Origin of the sequence: Bifidobacterium vansinderenii (assembly GCF_002234915.1) — a bacterium.
GTDB lineage: Bacteria > Actinomycetota > Actinomycetes > Actinomycetales > Bifidobacteriaceae > Galliscardovia > Galliscardovia vansinderenii.
On record NZ_NEWD01000018.1, the window covers coordinates 68971 to 93829 of the forward strand.

General features: G+C 65.5%; 10 protein-coding genes and 2 pseudogenes. 8 read left to right on the forward strand and 4 right to left on the reverse strand.

Annotation, left to right across the window (positions count from 1 at the left end; all coding sequences use genetic code 11):
- Positions 1–352: 352 nt before the first annotated feature.
- The 3 genes from Tam10B_RS13560 to Tam10B_RS07345 all read right to left on the reverse strand — a co-directional run bounded on the left by Tam10B_RS13560 (position 353) and on the right by Tam10B_RS07345 (position 6217).
- Complete coding sequence (locus Tam10B_RS13560; protein WP_158214159.1) at positions 353–2671, reverse strand: PucR family transcriptional regulator; 2319 nt, start codon at positions 2669–2671, stop codon at positions 353–355.
- Positions 2672–2800: 129 nt separating this feature from the next.
- A complete protein-coding gene (locus Tam10B_RS07340; protein ID WP_233133643.1) occupies positions 2801–4966 on the reverse strand; it encodes a DUF6020 family protein in 2166 nt (721 codons plus the stop codon).
- 633 nt (positions 4967–5599) lie between these two features.
- Positions 5600–6217, reverse strand: coding sequence for a biotin transporter BioY (locus Tam10B_RS07345; RefSeq protein ID WP_093960598.1), 618 nt, complete (start codon positions 6215–6217; stop codon positions 5600–5602).
- Between the two features lie 307 nt (positions 6218–6524).
- Here Tam10B_RS07345 and Tam10B_RS07350 point away from each other — a divergent pair, with 307 nt between their 5' ends.
- The 8 genes and pseudogenes from Tam10B_RS07350 (at position 6525) to Tam10B_RS07380 (ending at position 23317) form a co-directional block, all read left to right on the forward strand.
- On the forward strand, positions 6525–7625 hold the full coding sequence (locus tag Tam10B_RS07350; protein WP_093960599.1) for a biotin--[acetyl-CoA-carboxylase] ligase: 1101 nt from the start codon (positions 6525–6527) through the stop codon (positions 7623–7625).
- A gap of 179 nt (positions 7626–7804) precedes the next feature.
- Entirely contained in the window at positions 7805–9772 is a 1968-nt protein-coding gene (locus Tam10B_RS07355; RefSeq protein WP_093960600.1) for an ATP-binding protein, read from the forward strand.
- Entirely contained in the window at positions 9769–11367 is a 1599-nt protein-coding gene (locus tag Tam10B_RS07360) for an acyl-CoA carboxylase subunit beta (protein WP_093960601.1), read from the forward strand. Before Tam10B_RS07355 ends, Tam10B_RS07360 begins: the two co-directional genes overlap by 4 nt.
- A 428-nt stretch (positions 11368–11795) precedes the next feature.
- Positions 11796–17027: pseudogene (locus Tam10B_RS13825) on the forward strand (fatty acid synthase subunit beta domain-containing protein); the annotation flags it as partial.
- A 186-nt stretch (positions 17028–17213) separates the two neighbouring features.
- Positions 17214–21200, forward strand: a pseudogene (locus tag Tam10B_RS13830) (beta-ketoacyl synthase N-terminal-like domain-containing protein); the annotation flags it as partial.
- Between the two features lie 383 nt (positions 21201–21583).
- Positions 21584–22468 carry a class I SAM-dependent methyltransferase gene (locus Tam10B_RS07370; protein WP_233133644.1) on the forward strand — a complete coding sequence of 295 codons (885 nt, stop codon included), beginning with the start codon at positions 21584–21586 and terminating at the stop codon, positions 22466–22468.
- Positions 22469–22719: 251 nt separating this feature from the next.
- Positions 22720–23028: a cupin domain-containing protein gene (locus Tam10B_RS07375; protein ID WP_093960613.1), complete on the forward strand. Its 309-nt coding sequence runs from the start codon at positions 22720–22722 to the stop codon at positions 23026–23028.
- A 49-nt stretch (positions 23029–23077) separates the two neighbouring features.
- The gene (locus Tam10B_RS07380; protein WP_093960603.1) at positions 23078–23317 is read left to right on the forward strand and encodes a type I restriction-modification system subunit M N-terminal domain-containing protein; all 240 of its coding nucleotides are present in this window, start codon (positions 23078–23080) and stop codon (positions 23315–23317) included.
- Between the two features lie 27 nt (positions 23318–23344).
- Here Tam10B_RS07380 and Tam10B_RS07385 read toward each other — a convergent pair whose 3' ends face one another.
- Positions 23345–24451, reverse strand: a complete 1107-nt coding sequence (locus Tam10B_RS07385; RefSeq protein ID WP_093960604.1) for an AAA family ATPase — start codon at positions 24449–24451, stop codon at positions 23345–23347.
- Positions 24452–24859: the final 408 nt, after the last annotated feature.

Genomic DNA, 24859 nt, shown 5'->3' on the forward strand with positions numbered 1-24859 from the left:
GGATGGGTGGTCGGTCGGCATTGTCGGCCTGCTGACATCGCGGCGGTACCGCTCCAGCTTTTGACAAGCAAAGATTGCAACGGGAAGGGCCCCGGAACTGTGATTCGTCACGTTCCGGGGCCCTTTCGTATATGCGTGCATGTGTGCGCGGTATTTGCTGTGGCGGGATTGCTACTGAATGCTTGTTTGACGCACGCTTGTGTCGGATAGGCCGCAGAAGGACCTATCCGATTCCCATTCGGCGCATGGCTGCGTCGAATAAGACGCTATCGTGCCTGTTCGGTGCTTGTTTGACGCATGCTTGCGTCAGATAGGAACCGAATGGGCACCGAAACCATAATCGACCCCGCCCCTAGTCGTCGAGCATGAGGCCGATCTTGATGGCGGTGAGCAGCACGTACGCCTCGCGCGGATTCATCGGATCCCAGCCCGTCACCTCCACCGACCGCTTGAGCCGGTATCGCACGGTGTTCGGATGCACGTTGAGCTCGCGCGCCGTGGCGTCGAGCGAATTGCCGGACCGCAGGAACGTGGACAGCGTCAGCAGCAGCGGATTCGTGGTGTCGTCGCCGCGCAGCACGCTGTACACGTTGTCGTACAGTTCGCGTCGGGCGTCGGCGTCGCCGAGCAGTGCGCGCTCGGGCAGCACGTCGTCGCTGCGCAACGGTCGCGGCAGATCGGTCAGGCAGCGTGACGCACGGTGACTGTTCACCGCCGCACGCAGCGTGTACGCGGCGCCATCCAATCCCTCGCGCATGGGCCCGATGCTCACCGGCGAATCGTCGGTGAAATAGTCCGCCACCGCCTGGTAGTAGTCCTCCGGCTCGCCGCCGTCACGGGGGTCGATCAGCGCGACCATCAGCGTTTCGTGCTCACCGATCAGGCACTCGCCGCCGAGCGATCGCACGGCTTCGCGAATCTGACGATGCGCCATGCTCAGACTGATCTCGCCGGTATGGTCGTGCATGTGCCCGGCCATGGCGAAACAGTGGAATTCGCTCGACCAGCCGAGCAGACTCATGCGCGACGACACCTGATGGCTGGTCACGCCGTCGAGCAGATCGGCGATGGTGAGCGCCTCGAGTCGGGCATCCCAGTCGCCGCGCGCCTGCGCCGACGACGCGTACACGGTGGCCGCGGAGAACGCCACCTCGCGCGAATAGTAGAGCATGGCGTTGCGGATGTCCTGCTCGCGGCCGGGTTTTGCGATGCTCGTGACGTTGCGTTCCATCACGTCCACGATGAACCGCGTGAGCTCCACCGTCTGGTTCAGCGTGATCGATTTGGTGAACTCGAGCGGCGCGACGAAGAAGATGTGATCGGTGGACGGATGCAGCAACGCATCATCGATGGTATCGGGATTGAACGGCTTTGGAGAGGTGCTGTTCGTACCGTCGGAGGCGTTGTGCCGACTGGGGTTCGTGGTAGTTGCCGTAGTGGTGTCAGCGCTGCTGGATTTGTTTGTTTTATCGTTTGACTTATGGTTGGGGTGTGCTGTGGCAGCGGACGGTGACGTACCGGATACGGCTGCGCTGGACGTGGCCGCATCGGTGGATGCCGCATCGGCGGCGCCCAGCGTGGCCTGACGTTCGCGGATCAACGTGTCGGAGAACGCGGACGTGTCGATCTTGGCGAACCAGTCGACGAAATCCGCGACGGCGGTCTCGATGATCGCACGCAGCTGCAGACGGTCGGCGTCATTGAGCGCGCGATACCACGCCAGATCGGTATTGAGATGGATCTCCGCCTCGCGCACGATCTCGCGCAACGTGGGCGGCATGTTGAGCGGCTGCGTGTGCGGCCTCTGCAGACGGAACCGCTCGATCAGACGTTCCGCCTCGTCGGCCACGGTCGGGGGAGTGGCGATCGGCTGATGAACTGACAGAGCGGGACGCGTCGAACGTGCGCGTGCGGACTGGGCGGACTGTGCAGCCTGTTCGGCATGCGCGGCGCGTGTGGAACGAGTGGATTGTTCCTGCGCGGACTGAGTACGATCGACCGACGCGTTGCGGCCCTGTGCGTTGCGGCCGGTTCGGGTGGAACGGCGCATGGGCTGTCTGGACTGTGTGGTCTGTGCGGAGCCGGTCGGTGTGGAACCAGTCTGCGTGGAACGGTTCTGATCGGAACCGTCGGACGGCATCGCATGGGCGGACGATGCACTGGACGATGCACTGCCGGCAGATGCCATGCGGTCGGACGGCATTGTGTGATCGGACAGCGTTGCGTGGTCGGGCACGTCGGTGGCGAACGCGCCCGTTCCGGACAGCGCGTCGGTCAGCGTGCTCAGCGTGGGGTCGGCGTGCGTGGTGCGTGTGGGCGCAGTCTTCCGGCGGCGTCGCGGCTGCGTGGAGGAATCGGCTGAGGCATGCGCTTCACGCGCTTCACGGGCGGCCTCCCGTGCCTCCTTGGCCTTCTCGATCTCGACCGCCGGCGGTACGACTTCGGTGACGATGATGCGGCGGTTGTGTCGTTCGGCGGCGCGCTTGGTTTTGACGCTGCCGGTCTTGCCGCTATTGCCGGCACTATCGCCGTGCCGAATCTCGCCGCCATCCGTTGCGGCTGCACCGTCTGCCGTCACGTCGATGTCGGCATCGGATTTCGGTTCGGGCACCTGCGCCGACTGCTTGCTGCGACTCCCTCGCGAAAACGCGGAACGAACTGAAAACGCCATACGTTCCAGCATAGTCGGCGTGGCCAGTGAACCAGCGGAGCCAATATGAGCCAATATGAGCCAGCATCGTCATGCCGCTCCCGCCAGGAGATCACTCGCTCAACGGAAACGGCATGACGATCGGCCGGTTCAGTCCTCGGAACGGGCGTCGCGACGGAACCAGAGGGCCAGAAAGGCGAAGCAGAAGATCAGCGGGAGCATGTGACGGTCGAAGTCGTTCGCCGGAGCGGTGATCATCACACCCATGAGCAGCAGCATCGGCAAATGGTACGCGAGTGCACGCCAACGGCGACGCACCACCTCGGTCGCGCCGACCACAAGCGTGAGGATCGTCCAGAAGTTGCCGTGCACGGGCCAGCCGATCACCGGAATGTGTGACCAGCCGTTCGCGAACCACGCCACCGCGTCACGCCATCCGTGGAACCAGTGCTTGATGATCGTGGTATCGTTCTGCACCTTGCCGTTGTTCACGTAGTAGATCGCCGACACGTACGGTACGTCGAACACGTCGAAGTAGCCGTAGCATTTGGCGAGCAGCGCGTCGATCGCGACCACCGGACTCGCCTTGACCATCTCCAGCCAGGCGCTGTTGAAGTTCTCCATATCCTTGGCCGTGACCGTGCGCCACTTGTACGCGACCGTCTTGTCCTCGGCGCTGCCCGACGACTTCATACGGTCGGCGTCGTTCGGGAAGTAGGCCTTGGCGGCGCCGTCAAGATCGATGATCGGCTCGATCTTCTCGCGCGCGCTGGCGGGAATGCTGTCGGGGTCGCGCTGGGCGATGCGGCCGATCTGCTGCAACTGTACGCCCTTGCTTTCGATCGGATCGCCGCCGATGATCGTGTTCGTGGCGGTGAGTGCGGTGATCATGCCCTGGAACGCGATGAGCGGAATGAGCAGGGCGACCGCGTACGTGCGCCAGCGTTTGCGGTCGGCGAGCAGCGCGAGAACGAGCTGCAGGAACACGATATAGAGTCCGTACTTGGCGCTCGCCAGCATGACCAGTGTGCTCAGTGCGAGCGCGACGACGGTGGTGCGGCGCGGGGTTCGGGGGGTGGTGTTGTCGTTGGCATCGGTTGATGCGGGGGAAGGTGCCGTCGTCTTGCCCGAGGTCGCGTACAGTTCATACAACGCGCCGAACCACCAGACGAACGCGAATGCGAACAGCGGCGACTTGGTCAGCGAGATCGTGCTGAAGATCACGATCGGATTGACCAGCAACAGCGCCAGCACGATCACGCGCGTGGCTGCGGAGGTGGTGACGCTTGTCGTGGTGGCTCCCCTCGCTGAGGAGAGCTGTCCGGCGCCTGCCGGACTGAGGGGAGCGCCCGCCTTGTCCCCAGCAAACGGTCGATTCAGGAATCGGTTCGCCGTGGCCGCGCAACAGAACGCAGCGAACACGAACTGCATCCCGGACAGGATGATCAGTCCCGCGTCGGGCGAGCCGGTGAGCGTGTGGCTCAGATACCCCATGCCGCCGTACAGCAGCGTGAGCAGAATGTTGTGCTGGTTCGTGAGGAATGTGGGGTCGGTCGGCCACAGATAGTGCGCAGTCGGGTAGACGTCCATGATCGTGTTGACCACGAGCGTGCCGTCGAGATACGGCTGCGGGTTGCCGTGCGTCTGCTCCCAGAACGACGTGAATTCGCGGATCTGCGAGAACACGTCCGCGCCGAACGCGCTGAGCAGCGTGACATAGCACCACGCCCATCCGACGATCAGCACCGCGAAAATACGACTCGTACGGTCGGTATGGCGTATGATGGTGCGCTCGTGCCTCGTGATGAAGTCGGTCGCCGGGCGGACCGCGCGGCGTAGGAATCCGCCGACCTTTCCACTGAAGTCGTGGATGGTGTGCACAACGCTGGGGATTGCGCGGGAGCGTCCGGCTGTGGACGCGTCAGTTGGGGATACGGACGCGTCGGCAGACGACGATGCCGATTGTGGATCGCCGGGATATGTCTGGGGATTATCGCCGTTGCTGTGCGATTCGACTGTGGATTGTTTGCCTCGGAATCGCTTGCCGCCGAGCATGGCGAGCGCGTGCACCAGCGTGAGATACACGTAGAACATGACCACGCCGATCAGCGCGTTCCAGACGGAGAAGTCCGCGATCGTGTCGTCCGCGCGGTAGATCGGACCGACCGCCGAACAGAACGCCAGCCACAGGCATGCCAGCACGGCCAGTGTCCAGCGCGCGATGCGCCAGAAACCACGATCTTTGCCGGTGACGGCGTCGGGGGAGACGGCAGTGGCTGCCGTTGTTTCCTGAGTCTTGTGTGTAGTGCCTTTCATCGCCCTCGATTCTACGTTCGGGCTCGTAATTGCCGGTCTGGGGATTTGCCGGTTGGGGTGGTTGATGCTGGGGCGGGCGAATTATGCAGTGAAGTCTGTGGATTGTTGGGCGTGGAAGGTATGGAATCCCTCCCTCAGTCGTGCCTTCGGCCCGACAGCTCCCTCCCAGGGAGGGAGCACGCTGGGATGATGTGGAATGGAATTGTGGGGGGGGGGCTTGGGTTCCCTCCCTCAGTCGCGCCTTTGGCGCGACAGCTCCCTCCCTGGGAGGGAGCACGAAGAAGATATCCTGCGCGCCCATGCACCCACGTGCTCCCTCCGGGGGAGGGAGCTGGCCGACGAAGTCGGACTGAGGGAGGGCTCCCATTCCAACCACCTCGTCTGCCCATGCACCCACGTGCTCCCGAACCCGCGAGCTCCAGACCGGAATTATCCCACGCCTGCCCACGCTCCCACGTGCTCCCTCCGTGGGAGGGAGCTGTCAGGCGGAGCCTGACTGAGGGAGGGATTACACCCCAAGCGACCCCTTAAAACCAAAAAGCGGGCATATCCATCCGTGTGAAGGAACTCCCCTCACACGAACGAATATGCCCGCTCTCGTCTATTCGACGTCTATTCGAACGAATCTGCGGCTCAGCGGTGAATCAGTCCGGAGAAGCCGGCACAGGCGAGCGAGGCCACGGCGGCCTTGACCAGATCGCCGGCCACGAAGCCCATCGATGCCAACGCAACGGCGCCGAGCGGGGCGCCGGTCAGCGCGGACTGGATTACGAAGCCGAACGCGTACACCACAACCACGCAGCCGGCGAGGCTTGCACCGAAGTAGCGCAGCGCGGTGAGCGCACGCTGGCCGGCCGAACCGGTGCGTGCCTTGCCGCGCAGCATCGCCGCCACGATCACGCCAGGCAGGAATCCGATCAGGAATCCGGCGCTCGGGCCGAACAGCGCGGCCGTGGAGGCGCCGCCCGCGAACACCGGCATGCCCGCGGCTCCGGCGGCCAGATACATCGCCACCGAGGAGCCGGCCTCACGCCAGGTGAGCGTGAGCGCGGCCAGCATTACCACGAACGTCTGCAGCGTGATCGGCACCGGAGTGCCCGGCACCGGGATCTCGCCGGCCGCGGCCGAAGCCCACATCAGCCCGGCGAACAGCAGTGCCTTGCCTGCGGAGACCAGCAGGCGACGTGCGTGCGTGGTGTCCGCGGTCCTGGACACGGTTCCCAACGTCTGGTTGCGGTGTTGTGCGTTCATACAAAATCCCTTCCATCATGGCGGCGTGCAACGTAGATCGATTGACGTCCCCACTCGTCATACGCGGCCTGAAAACGTTGAAATCAAGCCGATTGTTTAGCGTATGGCATCCATCCTAGAAAGCTAAGCTACGGAACGGTTTGTAAAAGCGTACAAAATCACGTCGGGAATTTTGTCGGCTGCCGTCTTTCGTGCGCAACGGGTACGCGGGTAGGTTGTGGGTAACACCGGTGCAGTGGGATGTGTGCCGGAATGTCGCCATCGTCGATGACGCCAATCACGGACGTCAGTCATCAAGGAGTCGTGTATGCAGCAGACCGATCAGCGGAACGGCGCGGAGTGTGGCCACGATCGCGTGAATTGCGTGAATCGTGAAACCGCCGGCCATGCGGCTGCGGACCGTGACGAGACGGTGTCTGATGCGGTGGCCTCCAACGATGCGCCGTTCGGCGATCTTGACTCCGTGCGCGTGCTGACGAGCGTGGACTCGACGAACACGTACGCGACGGCCGCCGTGCGCGACGCGTTGAGCGAGCTGGCTGATGACGCTGATGACGCCGATGTGGCGCAGGTGGTTCGTGGATTGTTCGGTGTGAAGGGGAACCACCACCCCGCGTCGGCGCACTCGCTGCCAATGAGCGTGGCGCTGGCGGATACGCAGACTGTCGGACGCGGTCGGCTCGGCCGCGCCTGGTACAACGAGCCGGGGGAGTCGTTCATCGGCTCGTATGTGACGGCAGTGCCCAAGGCGCTGCTCGATGGGGGAAGCTCAGGGTGGATGACGATGGCCGCGGGGCTCGCGGCCATCGACGCCGTGGAAGACGCTGCGGGGGATCTGGGGATCAACTCCCCTCAGTCGGCTGCGCCGACAGCTCCCCTCATTCATGAGGGGAGTCGGAACAATGACGGGCTCTCGCTGAAGTGGCCAAACGATGTGTTTTTGGGCGGGAAGAAGCTGGGCGGCATCCTTGCCGAACTGGCCGCGGTGCGCGGAGACACGGCGATTATCGTGTTCGGCATCGGCATGAACCTGTTCGTGTCCAAGGATCGTTTACCGATTGAACAATCCACGTCACTGCATCTGCACGTTAACGATATCAACGATCTGCCGCCGTACGAGACGCTACGCAACGCCATCGCGAACGGCATCGCCAAGTCGTTGCGAATCCGTTTGACCGCGCTCGCGAACGACACGGCACGCGCCTCCGCACGGCTTCGCGACGAGGTTGCCGACCGCAGCTGGACGCTCGGCCGGCACGCGATCGCGCACCTCGCCACGGACGGTACAGCGAGCGGGCGCACGGTGGAGGGCACGGCCGAATCCATCAACGCCGACGCTTCGCTGAGCATCCGGCTCGCGGACGGAACCCTGCACACGGTGACCACCGGGGATGTGGGGGTGGAGTGATGCGCGGGGATCGGACGGATCGAACTTGAACTTGAACTCGGAATCGGGAATATCGCGTGTCAACTCCCCTCAGTCTGCCATGCGGTAGACAGTTCCTCTCACTCATGAGGGGAGCCCCGCCCCAGGCCGGAAACGATACGTACAACGAATGAACGAACGCAACGTTGTGGAAAGGAATCATGAAGAAGCTGCTGATAGCGAACCGTGGCGAGATCGCGCTGCGCGTGGTACGCACGGCTCAGGAGATGGGCATCGCCACCGTGGTGGTGTACGCCGAGCAGGATCGCGAATCCATGGCTGCGCAGATGGCCGATGAGGCGTACCTGCTGTCCGGCGACACCTACAAGGACACGTATCTCAATGAGGACAAGATCATGGAGACCGTGGAGCGTTCCGGCGCGGACGCCGTGCACCCCGGCTACGGATTCCTGTCCGAAGTACCCGGATTCGCGCAGAAGGTGATCGACGCCGGCGTCACGTGGGTGGGGCCGAATCCCAAGGCCCTGGTCGACCTAGGCGACAAGATCAGCGCCCGTCGTGTGGCCGAATCCGCCAAGGTGCCGCCCGTGCCCGGCCTGTCCGAACCGGTGCAGGACATGCGCGAACTGCTCGACTTCGCCAACTCGCACGGCTATCCGGTGATGCTCAAGCGCGCCGACGGCGGTGGCGGCCATGGCATCACCGTGGTGCACAACGACGACGAGCTGCGCCGCTTCTTCATGAACCACGATGCGTTGCAGGGCGGCGACCTGCAGGACTACTTCATCGAGAAGTTCGTGGACCGCGCCCGCCACGTGGAGACCCAGTCCGGTCGCGACAGCCACGGCAACTTCACCGTGTACTCCACGCGCGACTGCTCGGTGCAGCGCCGCAACCAGAAGCTCGTGGAGGAGGCGCCCGCGCCGTTCCTGCCCGACGAGGTGACGCAGCGGCTCGTCGGCTTCTCGCAGCGTCTGTTCGATCAGGTGGACTACGTGGGTCTGGGCACCTGCGAGTTCATGGTCACGCCGTCCGGCAAGGTGTACTTCCTCGAGGTCAATCCGCGACTGCAGGTGGAGCACACGGTGAGCGAGGAGGTCAGCGGCCTCGACCTGGTGCGCGAACAGCTCATCATCGCCGATGGCGGCACACTCACCCCGGCGCCGGCCCCGCGCGGCCACAGCTTCGAGCTGCGCATCACGTGCGAGGACCCCGCCACCAACCTCACGCCGAGCTCCGGCACACTCGAGAAGATCACGTGGCCGTCCGGCCCCGGCATCCGCATCGACTCCGGCGTGGAGGAGGGCGACACCGTCTCCCCGAAGTTCGATTCCATGATGGGCAAGGTGGTCGTCACCGCGCAGAACCGCGCCGCCGCCGTGGCCCGCGTGCGCCGCGCGCTGCGCGAGATGGAGATCGAGGGCGTGCCCACGCCGCAGACCCTGTTCCAGAAGATCTTCACCAACCCCGACTTCACCGCCGAGGACCACCCGTTCTCCGTGACCACCAAGTGGCTGGAACGCACGTACCTCAACAAGACGCCGCACGCCACCGTGGTGGGCCAGCCGGCGTCGCAGTCCGGCACCACCGGTCCGAACGCCGCCGAACGTCGCATGCCGGCCGCCGAGACGTTCGTGATCGAAGTGGACGACAAGCGCGTCAAGCTCACCATGCCCGAGGCCATGCTGGCCGGCATGGGCGGGGGAGCGGGCGCCCGTCGCGGCGACCGCAGGCCCACGCAGCCGTTGCGCGGCCAGGGTCTGCACAACGCCGACACCGGTGACAAGCGTGACGACGGCGCCGCGTCCGGCGTGATCTCCTCGCCCATGCAGGCCGTGGTCACGCGCATCAACGTGGCCGAGGGCCAGACCGTGGCCAAGGGCGACCTGCTCGTCGTGCTCGAATCCATGAAGATGGAGAACTACGTGTACGCGCCGGTCAAAGGCACGGTGACGAAGATCTTCGTCTCGCCGGCCGACGGCGTGGAGGCGGGCGAAACGCTCGTCACGCTCGACATCAACGGCGGCAAGAACGACAAGACCGACGGCAAGAACGACAACGCCACTGATCAGTCCGCCGACGGTCAGTCTGCTGCCGACGGCAATTCCGAAACGACGAATCCGACGAACGCCCAGTCCGACGACGCGAAGAAGGAGGACGTGAAATGACCGACGTCATGGGAATGCGCATCGACGCCCCCGCACGTCAGGCGCAGTCGACGCAGCCGATGCGCGCCACCATCGTGCGGGCCGCCCAGCTGGCGCGCGACGCCGAGGAGAAGGCCGTCAAACGCCAGCACGCCAAAGGCAAGTACACGGCACGAGAACGCCTCGACCTGCTGTTCGACTCCGATACGTTCGAGGAGATCGGACGGTTCAACGGCGGCGACATCAACGACGGCAAGGCCGGCTCGGCCGTGATCACCGGATTCGGTACCGTGTATGGCCGCAAGGTGGCCGTGTACGCGCAGGACTTCTCCGTGCGCGGCGGCACGCTCGGCACCGCCGAAGGCCGTAAGATCTGCCATCTCATGGACATGGCCATGGACCTCAAGATCCCCGTCGTGGCGCTCATCGACTCCGGCGGTGCGCGCATTCAGGAGGGCGTGGCCGCGCTCACCCAGTACGGTCACATCTTCCGCAAGACGTGCGCGGCGAGCGGATTCATCCCGCAGATCTCGATTATCCTCGGCCCGTGCGCCGGCGGCGCCGTCTACTGCCCGGCGCTCACCGACCTGATCATCATGACCCGCGAGAACTCCGACATGTTCGTCACCGGCCCCGACGTGGTCAAGGCCGCCACCGGCGAGACAATCAGCATGGATGAGCTCGGCGGCGGCTACGTGCACAACGCCAAGTCCGGCGTGGCCCACTACCTCGGCGAGGACGAGGCCGACGCGATCGACTACGCGCGCACCGTGCTCGCCTACCTGCCGTCGAACAGCGACGAGCAGGCGCCCGTCTACGCGTTCGCATCCGGCCGCGCCGAACAGGAGGCCGCCAAGCGCCTCGCCACGATCATGCCCGACAACGACCGTCAGCCGTACGACGTGCTCGACGTGATCCGCTGCATCGTCGACTACGGCGAATTCGTGCAGGTGCATGAACTGTTCGCCCGCTCAGCCGTCGTCGGATTCGCGTGCGTGGACGGCCGCCCGGTCGGCATCGTGGCGAACCAGCCGAATGTGAACGCCGGCATCCTCGACGTGGACGCCAGCGAGAAGGTGGCACGATTCGTGCGACTGTGCGACGCGTTCAACCTGCCCGTCATCACGCTCGTGGACACCCCCGGATACAAGCCGGGCGCCGACCAGGAGCACGCCGGCATCATCCGCCGCGGCGCCAAGGTGATCTACGCGTACGCCAACGCGCAGGTGCCCATGATCACCGTGATCCTGCGCAAGGCGTTCGGCGGCGCATACATCGTGATGGGATCCAAGGCCATCGGCGCCGACGTGAACGTGGCGTGGCCCAGCTCCCAGATCGCCGTACTCGGTGCCACCGGAGCCGTGAACATCATCCACCGCAAGGACCTGCAGAAAGCCAAGGAGGCCGGCCGCGACGTAGACGCGCTGCGCGCCGAACTCGCCGCCGAATACGAAAGGACCACCGTGAACGCAAACCTGTCACTCGAAATGGGACAGATCGACGCGATGATCGACCCCGAACAGACGCGCGACGTGATCGAACGCTCGCTCAAGCTGCTCTCGACCAAGCGCCGCCACCGTCCGACCACCAAACACCACGGCAACCAGCCGTTGTAAGAGGCGCGGGATGTGGACGTGGTGCCAGTGCCTTCCGGCGGATGGTGTGGAATCGGCCCGCGGCCGATGCCTTGTTGCTGCGGCCTGGCGGCCGCGTCACCTCATCCGTCGGCTGACGCCGACACCTTCCTGCAAGGACGGACGGTCTCCGACCGCGTTTTCCTTGCTCGCCTGCCATCTCGCCCTCGCCTAAAAACGCCTCCGGAGTTTTCTTCACGGCTCGGCCCCTCAAGGGGAAGGCGGCTTTCGGGTTTGGCTTCCCCTTGAGGGGAAGCTGGCAGCCGAAGGCTGACTGATGAGGTGGCAAAACAGCAAGGTATCGCCGAAGGCGATTCAATGTCACCCGCTCGCACCCCCTCACGTTCCCTTCCCATTGACCACCCATCCATCACAGACTTCACCCAACAAACCGATCGAAGGAACAATCAATGACTAGCAACTTCTTCCTTGACCGTCTCGCCGGCCAGCCGCACGCGCTGGCCTTCGCCGGGCAGGGCACTCCGTGGCCCGTCGCGCTCGCCGACCAGACGGCCAACCCCGATCTCGACAAGGCGCTGCACGACCACGTTGCCGCCGCCCACACCATGCTCACCCCCGTGGCCGCCGACCTGCTCGCCACCACCGGACGCCCGGTCGACCTGTTCGGCTTCGAAGCCAATCCGGCCCGTCTCGGCGCGGCCGCCGCGGCCCCCGCCAGCGTGCCCGGCATCGCGCTCACCCAGCTCGGCGCGCTGCTCGACGCCCGCGCGCTCGGCTACGACGTGGCCGCCACCAAGCCCGTCGCCGTGCTCGGCCACTCGCAGGGCATCCTCGCCGTGCACATGGTCAAGGCCATCCAGGCCGCCGGCTCGTTCGAGGCCGCCGCCCGCCAGATCGACGAGATCCTCGCCACCGCCACGCTCATCGGCGTCGCCGGCACCCGTCAGGCCCGCCAGATCGCGCTCAACTCGCGCAGCGGCGAAGCCACCCCGATGCTCAGCGTGAAGAACGTCACCCGCGCGCAGATCGACGCGCTCGTCGCCCGCGTGGTCAACCCGCGCGGCCCGATCGTCATCGCCGTCACCAACTCCGCCAACCACTACGTGCTCTCCGGCTATCCGGAGGACCTCGGCGCGTTCGAGATCGAGGTCGGCAAGGAGCACGCCCGTCAGGCCCGTCTGCGTGAGGAGAAGGTGCGCGGCGGCCGCGTGTTCGACCCCACGCTCGAATACCTCGACGTGACCCTGCCGTTCCACTCGCCGCTCATGGCCGACGCCGTGGAACAGGCCGTGGCATGGGCGCGTGCCTGCGGCATCGACGCCGACCGTGCCCGCGCGCTCGCCGACGAGGTGCTGCTCAGCCATGTGGACTGGGCCGCCCGCGTGCGCGAGACCATGGAATCCACCGACCCGGCCACGCTGTGGGTCGTGGACTTCGGTCCCGGCACGATCGTGGGCAAGCTGCTCGCCACCGTGGCGCAGGGCACCGGCGTGGGCGTGGTCGACGCGTCCACCACCGAGGCCCGCGCGAAGCTCTCCACGCTGGAGTCCGATCCGGCGCGCACGCAGAACTGGACCCGCTTCGCCCCGCGCGTGCTGCACACGCCGGCCGGAGACAAGGTGCGCACCGCGTTCAGCGACCTGACTGGCAAGCCGCCGGTGCTGCTCGCCGGCATGACCCCCACCACCGTTGAGCCGGAGATCGTGGCCGCTGCCGCCAACGCCGGCTACTGGGCCGAGCTCGCCGGCGGCGGCCAGGTGACCGCCGAGGTGTTCGACCGTCACGTGGCCGGACTCGAAAGCGAGCTCGAGGAGGGCCGCACCGTCGAGTTCAACGCCATGTTCATGGACCGCTACCTGTGGAACCTGCAGTTCGGTTCGCAGCGCATCGTGCCGAAGAAGCGCGCCTCGGGCACGCCGATCGACGGCGTGGTCGTCTCCGCCGGCATCCCCGAGCTCGACGAGGCCGTGGAACTCGTGCACTCGCTCAACGCCGACGGCTTCCCGTACGTGTGCTTCAAGCCCGGCACGGTCGATCAGATCCGTTCCGTGATCCGCATCGCCAAGGCCGTGGCGCCTACCAAGGTGATCATCGAGGTCGAGGGCGGTGCTGCCGGCGGACACCACAGCTGGGAGTCGCTCGACGACCTGTTGACCAGCACCTACGCCGAGGTGCGCGAGCAGAGCAACATCGTGCTCGTGGCCGGCGGCGGCATCGGCACGCCCGAGCGCGGCGCCGACTACATCACCGGCGAATGGTCCCGCGCCTACGACCTGCCGCTCATGCCGGTCGACGGCGTGCTCGTGGGCACCGCCGCCATGACCGCCAAGGAGGCGCACACCAGCCCGCAGGTCAAGCAGATGATCGTGGATACGCCCGGCATCACCGCCACTGCGGACGAGACCGATCCGTTCGCGCCGATCGGCGAGCGCTGGGTGCCGTCCGGCAAGGCCGTGGGCGGCGTGACGTCGGGTCTGAGCCATCTGCACGCCGACATCTACGAACTGGAGAACTCGTCCGCGCAGTGCGGCCGTCTGCTGGTGCGCGTGATGAAGCACCCGGAGGAGCTGGACAGCCGTCGCGAGGAGATCATCGCGGCGCTGAACAAGACCGCCAAGCCGTACTTCGGCGATCTGGAGACCATGACGTATCTGGATTGGGCTCGTCGTTTCGCCGAGCTCTCGTTCCCGTGGGTGGACGACACGTACGCCGATCGTTTCCTGCACCTGCTGCAGCGTATTGAGGCGCGTGTGAGTGCGCAGGATTCCGGCGAGTTCGAGTCGCTGTTTGCCTCGCGTGAGGATGTGGAGTCCGATCCGACCGCGGCGATCGAGCGTCTGGCCGACGCCTATCCGCAGGCCGGCGAGATCACCGTGGTGCCGGCCGACGTGGCGTGGTTCCCGGTGCTGGTGCGCGAGTATCCGAAGCCGATGCCGTTTGTGCCGGTGATCGACAACGATCTGCTGCGCTGGTGGGGTCAGGATCAGCTGTGGCAGTCGGAGGACTCGCGTTATTCCGCCGATTCCGTGCGCATCATTCCCGGCCCGATCTCCGTGGCCGGCGTGACGACGGTGGACGAGCCGATCGCCGACATCCTCGGCCGTTTCGAGCATGCGATGGTCGAGCGCGTGAACGCCGCCGGTGCCGAGGCTGACACTGACGCCTTCTCCCAGCTGGGCGAGGCCGCGTCCGCCGAGGAGTTCATCCGCAAGAGCCCGAACATCTCCTGGGTCGGTCATCTCATGGCCAACCCGGCGTACGGCACGCCGAACGGAGACAAGTACTACGAGATCCGCAAGGTGGCCGACACCGACCGCGGCGAATTGTTCGATCTCGACATTCATCTGGACACCTACTGGGACAACGATCCCGACGGCGGTGTGAGCAAGCACGCCGTGCGTGACATCGTGATCCCGCTGCTCGTGGACGGCTCCGAGCCGGGCCGTCTGCCCGTGGTGGACCGCGAGACGCTGCCGAAGCACGTGTACGCCATGCTCGCCGCCACGGCCGGCGTCGGCAACACCGCCATTACCGGCGACAAGCTGACCGCCATGCCGACGATCGAGGAGCAGGACGACAAGTCCGCGTATCCGTTCGGTCTGGCGCACGCCACGTATACGCTGTCCGCCAATCTCGGCTTCGACCATGAGGCGGCCACCGGCGGCGCGCTGCCGGCCAGTCTGATGGCGTCGCGCATCGCGCCCGACGCGCTGGTGGGACCGGCATGGCCGGCCATCTACGCGGCGCTCGGTTCGGTGTACGTCAACGGCTTCCCGGTGATCGAGGGCCTGCTCAACGCCGTGCACCTGGACCATCTGATCGAGCTCGAGGTGACCGAGGACGAGCTGCTGAAGCATACCGGCGAGACGATCGCGCTCACCAGCTGGGCTGAGGACTACTTCGAGTCCGCGTCCGGCCGCGTGGTCACGATCCACGTGAACCATGCCGCCGCTGACGGCACGCTGCTCGCCCGCGAGACCGAGCGCTTCGCCATCCGCGGCCGCGCCTACTCCGACGCGCTGCCGCCCGAGGCGCCCGACTACGGCGGCATCGACGCCGATGTGCTCGACACCCCGCGTCGTCTGCTGCGCCGCGCGAAGGTCACCGCCCCCGGCGAAATGACCGCGTTCGCGCGCACGTCCGGCGACTTCAACCCGATCCACACGTCGCACCGCGGCGCCGCCGTGAGCGGTCTGGCCGCCCCGCTCGTGCACGGCATGTGGCTGTCCGCCACCGCCCAGCACGCCGTGCAGGCCACCGACGACAAGGGCGCGCACTACGAGATCGCCGGCTGGACGTACAACATGTACGGCATGGTCCAGCTGAACGACGAGGTCGAGATCTCCGTGGAACGCGTGGGCAAGGTGAACCACGGCGGCATGGTGCTCGAAGTGACCAGCCGTATCGATGGTCAGATTGTTTCACGTGGAACAGCGATCGTCCGCGCACCCAAGTCTGCGTTCGTGTACCCCGGCCAGGGCATCCAGAAGCAGGGCATGGTGCTCGACGAGCGCGCCAAGTCCCCGGCCGCCCGCGAGGTGTGGGAGCGCGCCGACAAGCTCACCCGCAGCAAGCTCGGCTTCTCGATCCTCGCCGTGGTGCGTGACAACCCCAAGGAGCTCACCGCCAACGGCGTGACCTATCGCCACCCCGAAGGACTGCTCAACCTCACCCAGTTCACGCAGGTGGCACTCGCCACCGTGGCGTTCGCCCAGACCGCGCGTCTGCGCGAGGCTGGCAGCGATATCTGGCCCGCCTACTTCGCCGGCCACTCGCTGGGCGAGTACAACGCGCTGAGCTCCTTCGCCGACATCATCCCGCTGGAGACCGTGCTTGAGCTCGTGTTCCACCGCGGCTCCACCATGCACCACCTCATCGAGCGCGACGCGCAGGGTCGCTCCAACTACCGCATGGGCGCGCTGCGTCCGAACCAGTTCGGCGTGGGTGACTCCGGCGTGAAGGCCTACGTGGAGCAGGTGTCGAAGGAATGCGGCGAGTTCCTGCAGATCGTCAACTACAATCTGGCCGGCGCCCAGTACGCCGTGGCCGGTACGATCGCCGGACTCAAGTACCTCAAGGAGGACGCGAACCGCCGCGCCAAGGAGGCTGGCGGCAAGCCGGCGTTCATGCTCGTGCCCGGCATCGACGTGCCGTTCCACTCCACGCTGCTGCGCAAGGGCGTGCCCGAGTTCCGCGACAAGCTCGACGCGCTGCTGCCCAAGCACATCGACTACCGTGGACGCTTGGTCGGACGCTACATTCCGAACCTCGTGGCCGTGCCGTTCGAGATGACCAAGGAATTCGCCGCGAAGATCCTCGAGGTCGTGCCGTCCGAGCGCATCAAGGAGGCGCTCGACGACCCGGCCGTGTGGGACTCCTACGCCGCCGACGACCAGAAGCTCGGTCGACTGCTGCTCACCGAACTGCTCAGCTGGCAGTTCGCCTCCCCGGTGCGCTGGATCGAGACCCAGGCGCTGCTGTTCGGCGACGCCGCGCACAACGGGCTCGGCGTGGAGGAGTACGTGGAGGTCGGCCTCGGCAACGCTCCGACGCTCGCTAACCTCGGCGCCAAGACCCTGCGTCTGCCCGACTTCAAGCACCGTCACGTCACCGTGTACAACGTGGGCCGCGACGAGGGACGTGTATATATGACGGATTCGGACTCGCTGGTAAGCGAGGACGAATCCGTGGAGCCGGAGGAAGGCAAGTCCGGTGGACTTGCCGCCGGCGACGTTTCGCGCGATGCATCGAGCGCGAAACGCGATGGCGGAGCCATCGCAGCTACGGAAGCGCCCGCTCCGGCCCTGGCTGCCGTGCCCGCCGCCGACTCCGCCGTCGCGCAGCTCGGCTCCGCGCCCGCCGGCCCGGTAGACGACCTGCCGTTCAAGGCGTCCGACGCCATCGGCGTGCTCATGGCCTACTCCACCAAGGTGCGCATCGACCAGATCGGCGCGAACGACACCACCGATACGCTCACCAACGGCGTATCCTCCCGCCGCAACCAGCTGCTCATGGACATCAGCTCCGAACTGGGCGTGGCCAGCGTGGACGGCGCCGCCGAGGCGACGCTCACCCAGCTCGCACAGATCGTGAACAAGGTGGCCCCCAACTACAAGCCGTTCGGCCCGGTGCTCTCCGAAGCCATCCGCGACCGTCTGCGCTCGCTGTTCGGCGCGGCCGGCGTCAAGCCCGCTCACATCCGCGACCGCGTGACCAACGTCTGGCAGCTCGGCGAGGGCTGGGTGGCGGCCGTGACCGCCGCCCTGCTGCTCGACACCCGCGAGGGCTCCAGCTCCCGCGGCGACGATCTGGCCAAGTTGCCCACCGGCGCCGTGGCCAACGCCGCCGCCGCCGACAAGCTCATCGACGACGCGGTGATGCTGGTCGGCCAGACCAAGGGCGTGGCCGTCTCCAAGCCGTCCGCCGGTGGTGCGGCCGGCGGTGCCGTGGTCGACTCCGCAGCGCTCGACGCGTTCGCCGAGAAGGTGACCGGCAAGGACGGCGTGCTCGCCGCCACCGCCCGGTTCGTGCTGAACGAGCTCGGCGTGGCCGTCCCGGTGGCCGAGCCCGGCGAGGACGAGAACGCCGCCGTCGTGGAGGCCGTGAACGCCGAACTCGGCTCCGACTGGCCCAAGCAGGTCGAGCCGCGCTTCGACGCGAACAAGGCCATCCTGTTCGACGACCGCTGGGCGTCCGCCCGCGAGGATCTGGCCCGCGCCTTCTACCACGACGATCCGGCCGAGCTCGAGGGCTCGTTCCGCGGTCTGGGCAAGGCCGTGGCCGACGAGGCCGCATGGTTCGCCGGCAAGGCCCGTGCGAACGGCAACGAGATCCTCGCCGCCGCGTTCGACGTCATCGCCGACGAGGCGCTCGAGCCCGCGTCCGACGATGCCGCCGCCAGCCGCTACGCCGACGACGTGGCCGTGGTGACCGGCGTGTCCGCCAACTCCATCGCGGGCGAGGTCGTGGCCGGCCTGCTCGCCGGCGGCGCCACCGTGATCGCCACCTCGCACAGCTTCCGCCCGTCCATCAAGGCCTGGGCCAAGCGCGTGTACCGCGAGCATGCGGCCGGCAACGCCAGCCTGTGGCTCGTGCCCGCCAACCTGTCCAGCTACCGTGACGTCGACGCGCTCGTCGACTGGATCGGCAACGTGCAGAAGAAGGTGAACGGCGCCACCACGACCATCCTCAAGCCCGCCTACGAGCCGAGCCTGTTCTTCCCGTTCGCGGCACCGCCCGTTCGCGGCACGCTCGCCGACTCCGGCGAACTGTTCGAATCGCAGGCCCGCCTCATGCTGTGGGGCGTGGAACGCGCGATCGCCGGCCTGTCCGCCATCGGCGCCGACACCGACGTGCAGCACAAGCTCCACGTCGTGCTGCCCGGCTCGCCGAACCGCGGCATTTTCGGCGGCGACGGCGCGTACGGCGAGGTCAAGAGCGCATTCGACGCGATCGTCAACCGCGCCCGCGCCGAGAAGGTGTGGTCCAACAGGGTCACGTTCGCCCACCCGAAGATCGGCTGGGTGCGCGGCACCGGACTCATGGGCGGCAACGACCCGCTGGTCGACGTCGTCGAACGCCACGGCATCCACACGTACTCCACCGCGCAGATCGCCGAGAAGCTGCTCGGCCTGTGCACCGCGGAGCAGCGTGCGGCCGCCGTCACGGCACCGCTCGACGTGGATCTGACCGGCGGACTCGGCAACGATCCGATCGACATCAAGGCGCTGCGCGCCGAGGCCATGGCCGACGCTGCGAAGCACGCCGACGATGAAAGGACGGACTCCGTCAAGGCCGACGCCACGTCGAAGACCGCCACGCTCAAGGCGCTGCCCACCCCGCACGTGCCGCACCAGGCGCCCGTCGATCTGGCCGACTGGACGAACGTCACCGCACGTCCGGAGGACGAGATCGTGATCGTGTCCGTGGGCGAACTCGGACCGTGGGGCTCCGGCCGCACGCGCTTCGAAGCCGAACTCGGCATCCACCCCGACGGCACCGTCGACCTGTCCGCCGGCGCGGTCCTCGAACTCGCGTGGAACATGGGACTGCTCACCTGGCAGGACAGCCCCAAGCCCGGCTGGTACGACACCGACGGCAACCTCGTCCCCGAAGAGGACATCGCCGAACGCTACCACGACGAGGTCGTGGCTCGCTCCGGCATCCGCCCGTTCGAAGAGGGCATGGGCGCCGACTACAAGGACGGCGCCGATGAGGAAGAGGCCGAGGTCTACCTCGACCACGACGTCGCCTTCTCCGTGCCCAGCGAGGACGTCGCCCGCGAATATGTGAAGCTCGACGAGGCCCACACGAGCATCGCCAAGGACGACGAGTCCGGAGAATGGACCGTGACCCGCCACGCCGGATCCATGATTCGCGTGCCGCGCCGTGCCACCATGACGCGCACGGTCGGCGGCCAGTTCCCCAAGGGCTTCGACCCGGTCAAGTGGGGCATCCCCGCATCCATGGTCGGCGACGTGGACGAGATCGCGCTGTGGAACATCGTGACCACCGTGGACGCCTACCTGTCCGCCGGTTTCACGCCCACCGAGATCCTGCAGTCCATCCACCCGTCGCTCGTGGCCAGCACGCAGGGCACCGGCTTCGGCGGCATGCGCTCCATGCGCAAGCTGTACCTCGACCGGTTCCTCAACCACGAGATCCCGACCGACATCCTGCAGGAGGCGCTGCCGAACGTGGTGGCCGCGCACGTGATGCAGTCGTACATCGGCGGCTACGGCAACATGATCCAGCCCGTGTCCGCCTGCGCCACCGCCGCCGTCTCCCTCGAGGAAGGCGCCGACAAGATCGCGCTCGGCAAGGCCGACTTCGTGGTCACCGGCGCGATCGACGACATCGGCGTGGAATCGGTGATCGGCTTCGGCAACATGAACGCCACCGCCAACTCCGCCGAGATGTACGGCAAGGGCATCGACGCGCGCTTCTTCAGCCGCGCGAACGACCGTCGCCGCGGCGGCTTCCTGGAATCCCAGGGCGGCGGCACGATCCTGCTCACCCGTGGCGACATCGCGCTCAAGCTTGGTCTGCCGGTTGCCGGCGTGATCGGTTTTATCCACAGCTACGCGGACGGCGCACACACGTCGATCCCGGCCCCCGGTCTCGGCGCACTGGCCGCCGGCCTCGGCGGACGCGACTCGAAGCTCGTGCACGATCTCGCTCGTCTGGGCGTCACGCCCGACGACATCGCCGTGGTCTCCAAGCACGACACGTCCACCAACGCGAACGACCCGAACGAGTCCGAACTGCACAACACGCTGGCGCACGCCATCGGCCGCACCGACGGCAATCCGCTGTTCGTGATCTCGCAGAAGACGCTCACCGGTCACGCCAAGGGCGGTGCCTGCATCTTCCAGGTCAACGGCCTGACGCAGCTGTTCAACTCCGGCGTGATCCCGGCCAACGCGTCGCTCGACTGCGTGGACCCGAAGCTGCGCCGCGACGACCACATGGTGTGGCTGCGCTCGCCGCTCACCGTGGGTGCGGGTGCGGTCAAGGCCGGTCTGGCCACGTCGCTCGGCTTCGGCCACGTGAGCGGTTTCGCCGCGATCGTGAACCCGGGCGCGTTCGAGGCCGCCGTGGCCCACACCGCCGGCGAGAAGGCGCTCGAGGAGTGGCGCAAGCGCGCCAACGCACGATTGGCCGCCGGCCAGCGTCGCCTCGAGAACGGCATGATGGGTCGCGCCGCGCTGTACGAGCCGATCGACAACCGCCGCTTCCGCGAGGACGGCACGCGTCTCGCCAACGGCGGCCGCTACAACGGTCACGAGGTCGAGAAGGCCATGCTCCTCAACCCCGACGCCCGCCTCAGCGCCTCCAGCTACTTCGAAGCCTGACGCTGTTTGGTGTGGTGGCCATGGACGGCCGTGCCGGCCGCTGTTTTTCTGGGTCACCTCATCCGTCAGCCTTCGGCTGCCACCTTCCCCTCAAGGGGAAGGAAGGTGTGGGGTGGCTCCCCTCCGAGGGAGGGGAGCTGTCCGCCGCATGGCGGACTGAGGGGAGGGCTTCCACCCCGGAAACCTCAGATTTCCCGCACCTAAAAGAGGTTCCGGTCGTTTCGCAACGGAACGACCGGAACCTCTTGTCGTTTTCATCCTTGTCTCAATGTTTCACGTGAAACATATCAGTCTGGCATCTCCAAATCATCCGTCACTTACCACAATCCGATGTGAAAAACCAGTCTGTTGTATACGGCATCGATCCCGTATGCTTCGGGCCCGTGAATAATGAACGTAATCTGACCAACGCAACTGATGCGGCCGAAACGGTCGTCGTCAAAACTCTCAACGCCGCGGCATCTCCGGTCATTGCGGAGTCACAGCTGCCGCAATCCGACCGCGACGCCGAACATATGCAGGGTCACTGGGTGCTGGCCAAACTCGGCAAGCGCGTACTGCGTCCCGGAGGGGAGCGGCTCACCAAACGCATGCTCGAGCACATGCCGATCGCCGGCAAACACGTGGTGGAGTTCGCACCCGGCCTCGGCCGCACCACACGACTGATTCTGGACGCCGGCCCTGCCGGATACACCGGTGTCGACCGGGACGAGCAGGTCGTGAACATCATCGGTCCGCTCGTGGCATCCGTCGGTGGCACGTGCGTCAGGGCCGACGCCGCCCAAACGGGTCTCGCGGACGAATCGGCGGACGTGGTGATCGGCGAGGCTATGCTCACCATGCAATCCGAACGCGGCAAGCGCGCGATCATCAACGAGGCGCATCGCATCCTGAAACCGGGCGGACTGTACGCGATTCACGAGATGGGCCTCGCGCCGGACGATCTGGACGAATCCGTCAAGGACTCGATCCGCAAGGACCTCGCTCGGGCCATCAAGGTCAACGCACGTCCGCTGACTGCCGCCGAATGGCGGGAACTGCTCGAATCGGCTGGATTCGAGGTGCTGTGGACCGGAACCGAACCGATGGCATTACTGAAGATACGTCGCAATCTGGCCGACGAGGGAGTACCCGGTGCGCTGCGCATCATGCGCAACATACTGACGCATCCGGATCTGCGTGCGCGGGTGATGCAGATGCGTCGTGTGTTCAACACATACGGGGACGCGCTCACCGGCATCGCGTTCGTGGCGCGGCGGCGTGATTGACGTGCCGACGATCGGCGTCTGTCACTCCCGCCGGAACGTTTCATGGGAGACTAAGCTGGTGTGTGGATGCCGGCATCGCGGCCGGTGACAATAACGATCGTACGAATACAGACGAAATATGACGGTGACGAATGCGTCGCATGCGACCGTCATGCAAACGGAAAACAACAGACAGCATACAAGGAGTAGACATGACCAACGAAACGACGAGCAACGAGACCGCCACCGCGTCCAGCGAGCAGCCGATAGTGATGGAGTTCATCGACGATCTTGGGCCCATGGTCGAGGTGCAGCCCGAGGCCACGGTCTCGCGCACCGTGATGCAGGTGGAGGGCGCCAACGTGGTGCTTTTCTCCTTCGACAAGGGACAGGAGCTGAGCGAGCACACCGCCGCCATGCCCGTGCTCGTGCAGTGCCTCGAAGGCCATCTCAAGGTCACCGGCGGCGGCAGGACCGTGGATCTGGTGCCGGGCGGCATCCTGCACTTCCCGACCCGTCTGCCTCACGCGGTCTACGCCGAGGAAGCTTCCAAGATGATGCTGATCATGATGCGGCGATAGGCGTGGCGGCATCCCCGCTCATCCTCTCCCATTCACTATGCACGGAGCCATGCTTGCTGGAGAAGTGCGTAACAAGATCGACCGCGTATGGGATGCGTTCTGGTCGGGCGGTATTTCCAATACCCTTGAGGTGATCGAACAGATCACCTACCTGCTGTTCCTTCGCAGACTCGACATGAATCAGCGTCGTGAGGAGAACAAGGTCCGCCGCAAGGTCGAGCAGGCGCTCGCCCTTGACGACGAACTCTTCGCATCCCTCCAGTCCCGCGCCTTTCGGGGCGAGTGCTGAAGCGATCTAAAGCGAGCAGCCCTCCTGCTATCCACGCTTGAGACTGCGCAGGTACTCGCGTAGGAACGGGATCGCAAAGTCCACGCGTCCCCGCGTTGGCGACGTGATGACGTGTTCGTCGATCAATCGCTGCCGGTAGATGTTCGCGCAGTCCATGCTTTCGCCCATGCGCTTTGCAATGTCGGATGTCGCGGACGGTCCGTCGTCAATAGCCATGGCTTCCAGATAGTCGACGGCACGTTCCGACAGTCGTTTGATCACGGGCGCACATACGCCTTCGCCAAGCTTGGCCCGTGCCTGTTCGATGCCATCGCGCACGTCTTCGACGGTGATGGCATCATCTGGTCCGTCATGCCTTCTCCGGGCATGACGCCACATGTGATACCCGACCAGTTGAATCATGTATGGGTATCCTCCGGTCGCATCGGTGGCGATATCTAGGGCTTCGTCGTCGATGTCGATCTTCGATCCTCGAATCGTGGAGGAGAACGCCGCCCGGACCTCCGTCAACGGCACGTCTCCAAGTTCTTTGATGGAAGCCCTGCGCAGAAATGTCAGCACCTTGGCATTCAACAGGTCGGAAATCAGCGATGGCAGACCGGCGAATACGAAGGCAACCTCGGCGTTCTCCCGCAGCATATGCTGGGCGGCCGTCGCCAATGCCGTCATGTCGTCGATCGAGGCGTCCTGCGTCTCATCAAGCGTGATGAGCAGTCCTTTTCCTTTGCCGAGTGAATGCAGTCTGGCTGACATGGCATCGCGCAACGTAGACGGCCTGAGCGCCGGCGCGATGCTGAACTCACCAAGGCTCGCGCCCATGATCGAGGGTTTGAAGGAGACTCCGGCGATTCTGCTCGGCTCGGGGGCTATCCGGGAGATGAGTCGATCGACCAATCCCTCGGATGCCGTCTCGTCGACAACCATCCAGCGATGCTTCGAGGCCATTTTGCCAAGTTCCGTGAGCATCACCGTCTTGCCGCTGCCGCGCGGTCCGGTGATAAGCATGAGCCGGTCGGGGGCGCCGGGGCCGTCGCCAAGTCCCTCATCGAAATCGTCGATGACCGATTCTCGCCCGATCAATACCGGAGGCATGACTCCGGCTGTCGGTTTGAACGGATTTGCCGGAAACGTCATAGAGGTCTCCCTTCTTTATATTCAGGGCGAATATTTTCCCATTATACCCAAAAATAGAACATATAGAAAATTAATAGAATAGTATGCAGTATCCAAACGATATGAGCGAGAATGTCTTGTATTGCAATGATACTGGCGATTTCTATGTAGAAATATAGAACAAATAGAACAAATAGAACATTGTGCCGAGTGCATCTCATCTCCGTGCCGCAATGCCCCGTTCGTCATCGATCGTAGGTAAACTGCCCCGTAACAACTCCAGCGAGGGAGTACAGCAATGGAGAACTTCGATTTCGTGCGCGACGTGTTTCCGGGTACGAACATCATCGACGACATGCTTGCGATTCTCGATAGCGTCAAGCGATCCGCGATTCCGCTGAGCAAGGCCGCGTGACCGTGTTCGGGCGT

Coding starts and splice junctions, on each gene's coding strand:
- Tam10B_RS13560 (WP_158214159.1), bottom strand. CDS start 2,671: ATGGCGTTTTCAGTTCGTTCCGCGTTTTCGCGAGGGAGTCGCAGCAAG.
- Tam10B_RS07340 (WP_233133643.1), bottom strand. CDS start 4,966: ATGAAAGGCACTACACACAAGACTCAGGAAACAACGGCAGCCACTGCC.
- Tam10B_RS07345 (WP_093960598.1), bottom strand. CDS start 6,217: ATGAACGCACAACACCGCAACCAGACGTTGGGAACCGTGTCCAGGACC.
- Tam10B_RS07350 (WP_093960599.1), top strand. CDS start 6,525: ATGCAGCAGACCGATCAGCGGAACGGCGCGGAGTGTGGCCACGATCGC.
- Tam10B_RS07355 (WP_093960600.1), top strand. CDS start 7,805: ATGAAGAAGCTGCTGATAGCGAACCGTGGCGAGATCGCGCTGCGCGTG.
- Tam10B_RS07360 (WP_093960601.1), top strand. CDS start 9,769: ATGACCGACGTCATGGGAATGCGCATCGACGCCCCCGCACGTCAGGCG.
- Tam10B_RS07375 (WP_093960613.1), top strand. CDS start 22,720: ATGGAGTTCATCGACGATCTTGGGCCCATGGTCGAGGTGCAGCCCGAG.
- Tam10B_RS07380 (WP_093960603.1), top strand. CDS start 23,078: ATGCTTGCTGGAGAAGTGCGTAACAAGATCGACCGCGTATGGGATGCG.
- Tam10B_RS07385 (WP_093960604.1), bottom strand. CDS start 24,451: ATGACGTTTCCGGCAAATCCGTTCAAACCGACAGCCGGAGTCATGCCT.